Raw genomic sequence first — 12730 nt, forward strand, 5'->3', positions numbered from 1 at the left:
CGATCCTTTTAATAGATAGCAGCGAGTCAGCCCAACCGCCGCCGGACAGTGGCTACCGCTTGTTCCATGGTCGGCGATTGGCCGCTGCCCACCAGGCAGCAAGCCAGTTGCAGCCGTATCGATTGCGGTATCGGCTGTTCGCCTGCCAGACACTGACGGATCCAGTCCACGGTGGCGGCGACATCGCGGCCGGGCGGCAGCGCATCGGCCGGGGAAGCGATGTCCTGACGCAACTGTAGCACCTGCTGCTGTTGCTGGTGAATGAAGTGGATTTCCGGACAGCGCTGCGGATTGGCATACACCTCGCCTTCCGTGCCGTGCATCAATAACGCACGGCCGGCAATATCGCGGAAAAACGCGCCGACGCGCGTCACATATTCCGGGTGGGACACACTGGCCAGGCGCAGCGCGGCGGCGTCGTCAAAAGGCGTGGCCAGTTTAGCCAGCGTATGCGCGCTGTTGCGCACCCCCATGCGCCAGCGCAGCTCAAGCTGATGCGCCATCGGCGGGCACAACACCGAGATCGGGATAAACACCGGCGCGCCGGCGTCCAACTGACGTTGCGCATCATCGGCACTGTCGGCGAACGCCATGCCCAGTTCCCGCAGCAGCGTCGCCGTGGTCACGCGAGTGCGATCTTCCAGTACGCCGTGCACCACCACCGGCAACCCCAGCTTATCCAACAGCAACGCCAGCAGCGGCGTCAGGTTCGCCTGCCGGCGGGCGCCGTTATAACTGGGGATCACCACCGGCAACGGGCGTTGTGCCGGCGCCTGCAGGCGCAACGTTCGTTCACACATCGCCTGATAAAAGCCGAGCATCTCCGCTTCCGACTCCCCCTTGATGCGAAACGCAATCAGCAATCCACCCAGTTCCAGTTCCGGCACCTGACGATCCAACATCGCGCGGTAAAGCTCACGGGCGGTGTCCTGATCCAGATCGCGGGCGTGATTCTTACCGCGCCCCACCTCTTTAATGATAAGCGTGTAATCCATGATGCAGCCCCACTGTTTGCACGTTCTGTTCAGATAGCAGCGAACATAGCACGTTTCCCGACAAGTGAAACCGGTTACGCCAGACAGACCAAGGGAATTATGCGCGCCCGGTCGACAGCCATGCGCAAAGCACGCTGTCACCAGCATCAAGCGGCGCTGAACGCCGCCAGTGAGAGAGAGTGGTTATTGCCGGCCGCGCGCCGCGTCGTCATCGGCTGGCGCCGGGCCCGCTTGCGGCGGCACCGGTCGCTGTTCGATGGGAAAGACCGGCAACGCCTCCAGCAGACGCGCGCCGTAGCTTTTGGTCAACAGGCGTCGATCATAAATCACCACCTCGCCAAAGCACTGATGGCTGCGAATCAAACGCCCGACCTGCTGAATCAGGCTGAACGATGCGCTCGGCAGGCTTTGCACCACGAACGGGTGACGCTTCTGCGCCTTCAGCCACTCGCCTTCGGTGAGAATGACCGGGCTGTCCACCGGCGGAAAAGCAATTTTGTGGATGTGCACCTGCGACAGCAGTTCCCCTTTCAAATCCAGCCCTTCGGAGAAGGATTGCAACCCGACCAACACGCTGGTTTGCCCCTCATTAATCCGCTGGCGGTGCAACTCCACCAACCGGTAACGGGGCTGGTCGCCCTGCACCAGCAACATCAGGCGCAGATCCGGCACCTGGGTCAAAAACAACTGCATCGCCCGTTGGCTGGCGAACAACACCAGCATGCCGCGAAACTGCTCCCGCTTCAGTTCTGCACGGAAAAACCGCGCCATGTCGGCAATGTGTTCCGCTTCATGCGTTATCAATGGTTCGTAACGCATTTGCGGGATCACCAATTTGCCTTGCTCGCGGTGGTGGAAGGGCGAATCCAGCGCCACGAAGGTATCCCCCTCCTGCTCATCCAGCCCGGACAGCTCTTTAAGGCGGTCGAACCGGTTAAGGGAGCGCAGCGTGGCCGACGTCACCACCACATGCGACAGGTTGCGCCACAGCAGCCGATCCAGCTGATCGCACACACGGATCCCGGCGCAGTGCAGGTAGAGATGCGGCACGCCTTCCCGCCGTTCGCGCACAATCCACTTGGAAACCGGCGCATTGGAAGCCTGTTCCAGCGCCGCCAGCCGCCACAATTTGCTCTGCGCCTCGAAGTAACCGAGCAGCCGGCTCATGCGCAACATGGTCTGATGCAGTTTCACCACATCGTGTTTGGCGGTTTTTTCCCCCAGATCATTGAGGATGTACTCCGCCAGACCACGCAGACTGTCCTGCAATTTAAACAACCGGGAGCAGACTTCGCGCATCTCCTCCGGCAGGTGCCCCATCGGGAAACGGTAATCCGCCTCCGGCGTCGCCGCAGGTAAGAACAATGCACACATGCGTTCGAAGGATTGCAACAGTTCGCGTATTTCGCCGCAGTGCTCCGCCAGCCTCTCCGGCTGCATCATGCGCGGCGGCGAGGAGGGTGGAAACTGGCCCAGACACAACGCCACCAGTTGCATCAACTGATCGAGCTGGTGCTGCGCCGCCGTCGTCGTGACGTCGCCGGCCATTTCCAACGCATCACGCGCCACCTCCGGGATATGGTGGCCTTCGTCCAGCACCAGCAGCAGGTTTTTCGGGTCTGGCAGCACGGCGTCACTCTCCATCGCCGCCAGCACCAGCGCATGGTTAGTGACCACCACGTCGGCGTCGTCGATCTCGCGCCGGGCCAGAAAAAACGGGCACTCACGGTAGTGAAAACAGTTGCGCCCGAGGCAATTCGCCTTGTCGGTACTTAGACGGCTCCAGAGCGCATCGCCGATCGACTCCTGACAGTGATCCCGTACCCCGTCCCACTGATAGCTTTGCAACGCCAGTTGCAACCGAGCGCTGGTGGCCTGTTCTTCTTTACTGGAGGGGAGATGCTCATCCATAAACAGCAGCAGCTCGCCCTGCGACGACACATCGGTGCTCATCGCCGCCAGATTGCGCGGGCAGACATAACGGCCGCGGCCAAACGCGGCGGTGAACTTCAGATCGGGGATGAACTGACGCAGCAGCGGCAAGTCCTTGCTGAAAATCTGATCCTGCAACGCCACGTTGGCGGTGCTCACCACCAGCGTTTTCAAGGTGTCACGGCCGATGGCAATGCCGGGAATCAGGTACGACAGGGTTTTGCCCACGCCGGTCGGCGCTTCGATCGCCAGATGGCGCGGGTAATCACCCGCCAGCGCTTTCGCCACGTCGGCGACCATCTGGCGCTGCGGCGCGCGGGAGACAAAATCCGGGATATGCTGTTGCAGCGCCTTGTACCACTGGCCGATTTGCTGCTTAAGTGCGGGGGTAAGGGTCATGCCGTTTCACTGTCCTTCAATCTGTCCGGCATTGTCCCACAGTCGAGCGGCGACGTCAGCCCGGATGACCGGATCCGCCTCGACAATCGGCGATCCGGCGAGTAGGCTGAGGGCCGTGATTTGCCACCCGGACTGTTATCGCCATGGCCGCCATCCGTCTGCCGCATCAACGTTACTGGTTCTCCCCCCGCCTGCCGTGGCTGGAATGCCGCTCGACCTGGCACAGCCAGCAGCCTTACCACACCCATCAACACCCGCAGTTTTCCCTCGGCTGTATGCTGGAAGGCGTCACCTGCTGCCATTACCGCGACGGCGACTTTCTACTCAACGCCGGCGAGTTGGTGCTCATCGAGCCGGACACCGCGCACAGTTGCAACCCGCTGCCGGGGCAACACCGTAGCTATTACATGCTGTACCTGGACAAAACCTGGTGCCTACACCGGTTAGCCGCACTATGGGGGCAGCCGGTATCCGATTTTTCCTGTGACGTTGTCACTATTAATCATCCGGACAGTTATGCCCGCATGCTCCGCCTGATCAACCACCTCCATCAGGGGCAATTGCCGCAGGCGGAAACAGAACTACGGCGGCTGACCGACACCCTGTTTATGCATTATTGCCGTCCGGTCGCGCCGACGATGCCCTATAGCCCGACCACCCGCTACGTTCAGCAACGCCTATCCGCCGACCTGCTCGCCGCGCCGCCGTTAACCACCCTGGCGACCGAGCTCGACCTGCGGCGGGAAACGGTGTTGCGCCAGTTCCGACGCGATACCGGCATCACGCCGCTGGCCTACCTCAACAATATGCGTATCGAATACGCCAAATCCCTGATCAAACAGGGGGCGGAGTTGGCGGATACCGGCTATGCCAGCGGGTTTTGCGACCAAAGCCATTTCCACCGTACTTTTTTGCAATACACCGCCGCCACGCCGGGCCAATACCGGCAGGGACGATCACTTTCCTGCAATACATAACGCGCCGGGCTGCCCACAATGCGCCTCCAGAATTCACGGAGGTTATGCATGTCATCCTTATTGTTTCCCGAACATTTTGCGGCGTTGGCCGCCGCGCACTTCGCCGCCCTGCTCAGCCCCGGCGCGGATTTTTTCCTGATACTGGCCTACGCCATTCGCCATCGATTGCGGGGAAGCGCGGGGATCTGTCTGGGGATCGCCGCCGGCAACGCCGTCTATATCGCACTGGCATCGTTAGGCTGGCAGGGGCTGCGGCCGGACGGCGGGCCGTTCATCGCCCTTGAACTGGCGGGGGCGTGTTATCTGACCTTCATCGGCATCAAACTGCTGCGGGCTCCGGTCATGGCGTCGCTGCCTTCCCAGGGTGAGTCTGCGCCCTGCCCCGGCTTTGGCCGCCAGTGCCTGATGGGGTTCGGCTCGGCGTTATTGAATCCAAAAAATATGTTGTTTTATATCAGCCTGATGGCGTCGATTCTCGGCCCGGTGTCCGCCGGTCAGCAATGGCTGGTGGGAGGATGGATGTTTCTGGCGGTATTGCTGTGGGATTTACTGGTCGCGGCGCTGGTCGGCTGGCATCCGCTACAGCAACGGCTGCGCCCATTGCTGTTCGGGCTGACCCGCCTGTCCGGCGCTATTCTGCTGTTGTTCGGGCTGGCGCTGCTGTTCAATCGCGCGCTGGCGTGTCTCGGCTGAGGCAGGCATAATCGCCGCCACCAAGCAGAGTCCCGCAAAAGGATAACCGAATGAACATCAAGAAACTGGGTATGATCGGCCTGTTCGCGCTGTGCGCGCTGGGGTGTATCGGCGGCATGGCATTGGTGGGGTATATCATCATCGTTCACGGCGCCTGAACCCGGAAGGTTCAGGCCGTCAATCTGCCCTGACGCCAACGCCATCAGGGCTGCATGTCGCTTATTGCAGCGTAAAGCTGCCGTGTTTCACCCGCTGGGAATCCAGCCCGATCATCACATCAAACTGGCCGGGCTCTACCACCTGCTGCATCTGCTGGTTGTAGAACATCAGCGCCTGCGGCGTGATCGTAAAGTTGACTTGCTGGCTTTCTCCTGGCTGTAACATCACCTTGCGGAAACCGCGCAACTCCTTCACCGGACGGCTGACAGACGCCACCACATCGTGCAGGTAGAGCTGAACCACCGTCTCCCCGGCGCGTTTGCCGGTATTGGTCACTGTCACCGAGGCGTTCACCGAGCCGTTGCGTTTCATGGTCGGGCTCGAAAGCGCCACGTCCGACACCGCGAACGTGGTGTAGCTCAGGCCATAACCGAACGGATACAGCGGCCCGTTGGCCTCGTCGAAGTAGTGCGAAGTGTACTTGTTGGGCGCTTCCGCCGAATACGGACGCCCGGTCGGTAGCTGGTTGTAGTACATCGGGATCTGGCCGACGGAGCGCGGGAAGGTCATCGGCAGTTTGCCGGACGGGTTGTAGTCGCCGAACAGCACATCGGCGATGGCGTTGCCCCCTTCGGTGCCGCTGAACCAGGTTTCCAGAATGGCGTTAGCCTGCTGATCTTCACGGCTTAGATCCAGCGGACGGCCATTCATCAGCACCAGCACCAGTGGCTTGCCGGTGGCTTTCAGCGCGGCAATCAGCGCCTTTTGCTCCGGCGGAATGGTGATTTTGGCGCGGCTGGAGGCTTCATGCGCCATCCCCTGGGATTCGCCCACCACGGCGATCACCACGTCGGATTTTTTCGCCGCGTCCACCGCTTCGTCGATCATCGCCTGCGGCGAGCGCGGATCCACCACGACCGATTCATCGTACTCGTTCAGGAATTTAATTAACCCGGGGTGGTTGGTGACGTTGGAACCCTTGGCGTAATAAACACGGGCGTTATATCCCACCGCCTTACGGATCCCTTCGTACACCGTCACCGCCTGCGCCGGACGCCCGGCGGCCGACCAACTGCCGATAATGTCGCGTTTGCTGTCCGCCAGCGGCCCGACGACGGCAATGGTGCCGGATTTCGCCAACGGCAGAATATTCAGACGGTTTTTCAGCAGCACCAGGCTACGGCGCGCCACGTCACGCGCTTCAGCGCGGTGTAGGCGGCTTTCGGCATTGGTATCCAGCGGATCGGAACCGACCGGGCCGAGATGGCGATACGGATCCTGAAACAGCCCCATGTCGTATTTCATGTTCAGCACCTGGCGGCAGGCATCTTCAATATCCTTAATATTGACCACGCCACGCTTGACCAGATCCGGCAAATAACGCTCGAAATACTCGTCGCTCATACTCATGCCGATACCCGCATGCACGGCAATACGCGCCGCATCGCTGGGGTCGGCGGCGACGCCGTGTTTAATCAGCTCTTTGATGGCGCCGTGATCGCTGATGGTGATGCCTTTAAAATGCCACTGGTCGCGCAGAACATCCTTCAGCAACCAGCGGTTGGCGGTAGCGGGTACGCCATTGATCGAATTAAGCGACGCCATCACCCCGTAACTGCCGGCGTCGATCGCCGCCTTGTACGGCGGCATATAGTCCTGGAACATGCGCTGCGGGCTCATGTCCACGGTGTTGTAATCGCGTCCTCCTTCCGCCGCGCCGTACAGCGCGAAGTGCTTGACGCTGGTCATCAGGGAATGGCGACCGGTCAAGTCATCCCCTTGAAAACCTTTTACCATCACCCGGGCGATTTCGCTGGTGAGGTAGGTGTCCTCGCCGAACCCTTCGGATACCCGACCCCAACGCGGATCGCGGGTGATATCCACCATCGGCGCCCAGGTCATGTTCAGGCCGTCTTCCGTCGCTTCATACGCCGCAATACGTGCTGATGTTTCTACTGTATCCATGTCCCAGGACGAGGCCAGACCCAGCCCGATCGGGAACACGGTGCGCTGACCGTGCACCACGTCGTAAGCAAAAAACAGCGGGATTTTCAGACGACTGAGCTGCATCACCTGATCCTGCATCACCCGAATGTCAGGACGGGTGACGGTGTTGAAAATCCCACCGACTTGTCCATTGCGAATCATTTCGCGGATCGCGTGTTTCGGGTTGTCCGGGCCGACGCTGATCAACCGTAACTGCCCGATTTTTTCTTCCAGCGTCATTTTGTTAAGCAGATCATTAACGAAGGCATCGCGCTGTTGTTGGGATGTCAGCGTGGCCGCCGGCGGCGTGCTATCGACATGGTTCGCCCAGACCGGGCTGCATGCCAAACCGACAGCAAGCGTCAGTGAAGTAAGCCATTTCATGGATGGTTGTAAATCCCTGTGTGCAGCCGTCGGTCAAGGAGTGACGGTCTGCCTGATGGTGACAAGACAAGGCGGCTAATTTGCCACAAAACCTACGGTGGCAAAACGGATATCGTGTTTTTTCCGGTACGGATGTGACGCAGAACAAACGCCATTCATCACAAAGAATCGTCAGAAACCTGACCAAACCTTGACGGAATATGCGCCTCGGTCGTGGGCGTACCGGTGCGCATGCGGCAATGTTTTCAACACGACAATCTTTTCACCACGACAATGTTTTCAGCACGGCAATCTTCAGTTCGGCAAGGCAACTCGCCCGCCACGCGAAGCCTATTACCGACGCCGCCGATGAAACGGCCAACGGTGTCGGCAAGGCGATAGCGCATCGAACCAAGGGGTAGTCGACGAGAAGGACGAGCAGCAGGCAGCGCACGCCGCCACCCAACAGATTCGGGCGGCGGCATGCGGTGGATTTTATCGCGGGGCCAGCGCAGTCAACGCCCGGTCGAGCGCGCCGACCAGCCAGTCGATATCGTGCTCCTGGAACGCCAGCGTCGGACGCAGCTTCAACACATTGCCATACGGCCCGGCGACGGACGTCAGCACCCGGTCTTCACGCAGATGTTCAATCACGTTCAGCGCCAGTTGTTTGTCCGGCGTTTTACTCTCGCGGTCGCTCACCAGTTCGAAACCGATAAACAGCCCGGCGCCGCGCACATCGCCGATGCTGGGGTGTCTGGCCATCAGCCCGGACAGCTCATTAAGCAATTTGGCGCCCACCACGCGGCTGTGCGCCTGCAATTGCTCTTCGCGGATGACATTCAGCACCGCTTGCGCCGCCGCCATCGCCACCGGGTTGCCGCCGAAGGTATTGAAATAGGGAATTTCATCGCTAAACGCCGCCAGCACTTCCGGCCGCGCCAGCAGCGCCGACACCGGTATACCGTTGCCCATCGGTTTACCCATGGTGATCACATCGGGCACCACGCCATGACGGGCAAAGCCCCAGAAGGCATCGCCGGTGCGGGCGAAACCTGGCTGCACTTCGTCGGCGATGAAAATACCGCCGTTGGCGTGCACCACGTCCACCGCCGCCTGCAAATACCCGGCCGGCCCCGGCAGTACGCCGTCGGACGAGAAGATGGAGTCGGCCAGAAAACCGGCGAACTTGATGCCGTGGGCGGCCATGTCGTCAATTTGCTTCTGGATCTCGTTGGCGAACCAGACGCCCAGATCCGGCGCATCCACCCGATAACGGTCGGGTGCCGGCACCCGTCGGGTGGTGGCGGCGAGCGGTTGGCCGCTGCCCAGCGCCGGCGACGCGCCGGAAGTCAGATCGCTGGTGCCGTGATACGCCTCGCGGGTCACAATGATACCGGTGCCGCCGCTGTAGGCCCGCGCGACGCGCATCGCCAGATCGTTAGCCTCAGAGCCGGTGCACATGTACATCGCCTTGGTGATCTCGGGCGGCACCAGCGTCAGCAGATCTTCGGTGTAATTCAGAATGCGCTCATGCAGATAGCGAGTATGGGTATTGAGCTGACACATCTGCGCGTGCACCGCGTCAATCACCGCCGGGTGGCAGTGGCCGATGCTGGCTACATTGTTGTAGACATCCAGATACTTATCGCCCGCCGCATCCCACAGATATTGCTGCTCACCGCGCACCAGATGCACCGGATTGCGATAGAACAGACGGTAGGAATCGCCCAAAACCCGGCTGCGTTTATCCGTCAGCGTGCGAATATCTTCCGTCAGCGCCGCGGCGTGCTCCGCCCGAAAGCTGTTGGTATCCATGATGGTTGAACGTGTCGCCATGATGACTCCCGAATGAAAAGTAAAAAGTGTCCGACGCGGCCCAATACCGTTCGATTCCGCGTTGAGCATAGGGGGTGCAGGAAACGGCTGCACCACGATCCACACCGGCATCGCCTCGCCCTTACCCTAAACCAACCGCATGGCGGCAATATGGCCTATCGGCACCGGGATGCGGTCATGGTTACAACCCTACACAAAAGCAACAAAATACACAAATACAAAAATACGCACTAAAGCCGGACGGTGTGAAAACCGCAAAAATGCCGCGCGGGCGCCCTGGCATCAGGTCCAACGCCGACAGGCTATTTCTAGGTTTCATAGGGAAAAATTATACTACTTGAACACAAAAGAGTTATTCTGACGCTTGCGGCAACGAATGTGCACATTGTCAATATATGCACCCATGTTATGCTTAAATACACAAAAATACACAACCAGGCATAGCCAAGCGCCAACGGATCCCGTCGCCAAAGGCCGCTATAATGCTCTCCCGGCCATGTCCTGACGCCATACACCGAACATGAGATAAACACATGCTTGAAGAAACCCGTTTGCACCGCATCCGATTGCTGATCTCGACGCTTAACCGGGTCACTACCGAACAGCTGATTCAACACCTTGGCGTTTCCCGTGAAACCGTCAGGCGGGACATCCTCAAGTTGGAGGCGGAAGGCGCGTTACGGCGCGTTCACGGCGGCGTGGTCGCCACCGGGCCGGAGCCGGAGCCGCCGCTGGCGGTACGCAATACCGTGCGGGAAAAGGAAAAACTGGCGATCGCCCGGCTGGCGGTGCAACGGTTACAGGCCGGCCAGACGCTGTTTATTGACGCCGGCAGCACCACGACGCTACTGGCCAGCGAACTGCTGCCGCTACCGGCGATGACGATCATCACCAACAGTCTCCCGGTCGCGTTGAAACTGAGCACCGGCGACGGCGACGAACGCCTGCAACACGAAGTGATTCTGCTGGGTGGGCATATGGGCTCGGCGGCGCAGGCTACCGCCGGCGCGTTGACCGTCGGCGAAATCCAGCGCTACCGCGCCGATGCGGCGCTGCTCTCGCCGGTCGGCGTCACCAGTCAATCCGGCGCCAGCAGTTTTTCCCATCAGGAAGCGGCTATCGCCGCCGCGATGGCAAACCACGCCAGGCACTGCATCATTCTGGCGGATCACAGTAAACTGGGCGTCACCAGTCGCGTCGTCTACGCACCCCCCACCCGCATCGATACCCTGATCACCGATGCCGTCGCCGCCGACCACGCCGACCTGCCCGCGTTGCAGGCGGCCTGCGGCCAGGTGCTGCTGGCATGATGTTTAACGCCATCCTGTCACCGCCGGCATCAGGCAGTACGACATCAGGTGGTACGACATCAGGCAGTACAACATCAGGACATGCGCGACGCCTGTCGAACCGCTCTGCGCCGGCCCCACGGCAGGCGTAGCAAATCACGCGGCGCGTACATGCCGTAGCCGTGCATGAGGGGAGCGGGCGCGCCCCAGCCAAACCGACAAATACCATGGGGTTAGCGCTACAGGTGATATACGTCATGTTTCGTGGTACATCTAACCGCTATTTACCGGAGGTAACACCATGTATCAGCTCTACATCGCCAACAAGAATTATTCATCCTGGTCGCTGCGCCCCTGGGTTCTGATGACCTCACTTCATATTCCTTTTGTTGAAACGCTGGTTCCCTTTGCCCCAGGCCCGACGCAACCCGCCTTTAAGGCATTCTCCCCTACCGGCAAGGTACCTTGTCTGGTGGATGACGGGATCACCGTGTGGGATTCGCTGGCCATCACCGAGTATCTGGCGGAACGCCATGATGACATATGGCCGCAGGACAATACGGCGCGCGCCTGGGCACGCTGCGCCGCCGCCGAGATGCATTCCGGCTTTAGTGCATTGCGTAACCAATGCCCGATGAACTGCGGCGTTCAGGTACAGTTAAACACCATCACGCCCGCGCTGCAGGCGGATATCGATCGCGTCGTCCAGCTCTGGCAGGAAGGGCTCTCCCGGTTCGGCGGGCCATTCCTGGCCGGCGCTAATTTCAGCGCGGTGGATGCGTTCTATGCGCCGGTTATCTTCCGTTTCAAAACCTACGGTCTGCCGCTCAGCGGCGCGGCGCAGGCGTATTTCCAACTGATGCTGACGCAGCCCGCCATGCAGGCATGGCTGAATCAGGCGCTGACGGAAACCTGGCGGGAAGACGCGCACGAGCAGGAGACCACCGCCTTCGGGACTATTACGCGGGATCTGCGCGCCTCCTGATCGACCATCGTCAACCGAGAATCAAGCTCATATCAAACGACAGCCTATCCATGCCAAAACGGGCCGCCTGATGGCCGCCCGTTTTGTTGGTACGTCAGGCACGCGGTGCCCACCCGCTCGTCCGTCGATTAGTCAACGGCTGTAACCGACATACCGCCTGACTGACGCTCAGCCAGCCCTTTCTGTTTTTATAGCTCAACGCCGCCGCCGGCACCGGGCTGACCCGGCCGGTTTCCAGCCAGTTGCGCAGCCGGTTGGCATCGGCAAAATGCGTGAACTTGCCGAATGCGTCCAGCACCACCAGCGCCACCGGGCGTTGGTTGATGACGGTGCGCATCACCAGACAATGACCCGCCTGGTTGGTAAATCCCGTTTTGGTCAGCTGAATGTTCCAGTCGGAACGGTAAATCAGGTGGTTGGTGTTGCGAAACGGCAGGCTGTACGACGGGTTGGTGAACGTCGCGGTTTTTTCCTGCGTGGTACTGAGTTGGCTCAACAGCGGATACTGCTTCGACGCAATCAGCAGTTTGGTGAGATCCCGTGCGGTGGAAACGTTGTGGATCGACAGCCCGGTCGGTTCCACATACCGGGTATGGGTCATACCCAGCGCCTTGGCCTTGGCGTTCATGGCGGCGATAAAGGCTTGATAACCGCCGCGATAATGATGCGCCAAACTGGCGGCGGCCCGGTTTTCCGACGACATCAATGCCAGCAGTAGCATGTCGTGACGGCTGATCTCACTGCCCAGACGGACACGAGAATAGACCCCTTTCATTTCCGCCGTCTGGCTGATATCCACGGAAATCCGCTCATCCATCGGCTGATTGGCATCCAGCACGACCATCGCCGTCATCAGTTTGGTGACGGAGGCGATCGGGACGACAACATCCGGATTGGTGGAATACAGCACCTCGTTATTGCGTAAATCAACCACCATTGCGCTACCGGAAGCGATTTCCTGCCGGGCGGCGGCATGCGGTGCGGTGGATGTTTGCGCCATGGCATGAGAGGAGACCAACGCCGGCGCGGACAACAATAATAAGCTCAGGATAGAAAAACGAAATTTTTTATTCATTATCAATTACTTAAACAGCCTGCTGTTAAAGAGAAACC

The 12730-nt window shown here is 60.0% G+C and carries 8 protein-coding genes and 1 pseudogene; 4 read left to right on the forward strand and 5 right to left on the reverse strand.

What is annotated here, in order from left to right:
- Window positions 1–26 precede the first annotated feature (26 nt).
- Both ybiB and dinG read right to left on the reverse strand, forming a co-directional pair.
- Window positions 27–995 (reverse strand): DNA-binding protein YbiB, encoded by a 969-nt coding sequence (gene ybiB / locus DPA2511_RS12335; RefSeq protein WP_015854086.1) that lies wholly within the window; start codon window positions 993–995, stop codon window positions 27–29.
- A gap of 183 nt (window positions 996–1178) precedes the next feature.
- Window positions 1179–3326 (reverse strand): ATP-dependent DNA helicase DinG, encoded by a 2148-nt coding sequence (gene dinG, locus DPA2511_RS12340; RefSeq protein WP_015854087.1) that lies wholly within the window; start codon window positions 3324–3326, stop codon window positions 1179–1181.
- Between the two features lie 143 nt (window positions 3327–3469).
- Here dinG and DPA2511_RS12345 point away from each other — a divergent pair, with 143 nt between their 5' ends.
- Together DPA2511_RS12345 and DPA2511_RS12350 are read left to right on the forward strand one after the other, a co-directional pair.
- Window positions 3470–4303, forward strand: a complete 834-nt coding sequence (locus DPA2511_RS12345; protein WP_015854088.1) for an AraC family transcriptional regulator — start codon at window positions 3470–3472, stop codon at window positions 4301–4303.
- A gap of 48 nt (window positions 4304–4351) precedes the next feature.
- On the forward strand, window positions 4352–4996 hold the full coding sequence (locus DPA2511_RS12350; protein ID WP_015854089.1) for a LysE family translocator: 645 nt from the start codon (window positions 4352–4354) through the stop codon (window positions 4994–4996).
- A 219-nt stretch (window positions 4997–5215) separates the two neighbouring features.
- On the opposite strand, the gene bglX is transcribed toward DPA2511_RS12350, so the two are convergent.
- Window positions 5216–7525, reverse strand: a complete 2310-nt coding sequence (gene bglX, locus DPA2511_RS12360; RefSeq protein ID WP_015854091.1) for a beta-glucosidase BglX — start codon at window positions 7523–7525, stop codon at window positions 5216–5218.
- A 474-nt stretch (window positions 7526–7999) separates the two neighbouring features.
- Window positions 8000–9343, reverse strand: coding sequence for an aspartate aminotransferase family protein (locus DPA2511_RS12365; RefSeq protein WP_015854092.1), 1344 nt, complete (start codon window positions 9341–9343; stop codon window positions 8000–8002).
- Between the two features lie 533 nt (window positions 9344–9876).
- Here DPA2511_RS12365 and DPA2511_RS12370 point away from each other — a divergent pair.
- Both DPA2511_RS12370 and DPA2511_RS12375 read left to right on the forward strand, forming a co-directional pair.
- Window positions 9877–10653: a DeoR/GlpR family DNA-binding transcription regulator gene (locus DPA2511_RS12370; RefSeq protein WP_015854093.1), complete on the forward strand. Its 777-nt coding sequence runs from the start codon at window positions 9877–9879 to the stop codon at window positions 10651–10653.
- 280 nt (window positions 10654–10933) lie between these two features.
- On the forward strand, window positions 10934–11617 hold the full coding sequence (locus DPA2511_RS12375; protein WP_015854094.1) for a glutathione S-transferase family protein: 684 nt from the start codon (window positions 10934–10936) through the stop codon (window positions 11615–11617).
- 128 nt (window positions 11618–11745) lie between these two features.
- Here the strand turns inward: DPA2511_RS12375 and pbpG are convergent.
- A pseudogene (gene pbpG / locus DPA2511_RS21695) lies at window positions 11746–12692 on the reverse strand (D-alanyl-D-alanine endopeptidase).
- Between the last annotated feature and the right edge of the window lie 38 nt (window positions 12693–12730).

Origin of the sequence: Musicola paradisiaca NCPPB 2511 (assembly GCF_000400505.1) — a bacterium.
GTDB classification, from domain to species: domain Bacteria; phylum Pseudomonadota; class Gammaproteobacteria; order Enterobacterales; family Enterobacteriaceae; genus Musicola; species Musicola paradisiaca.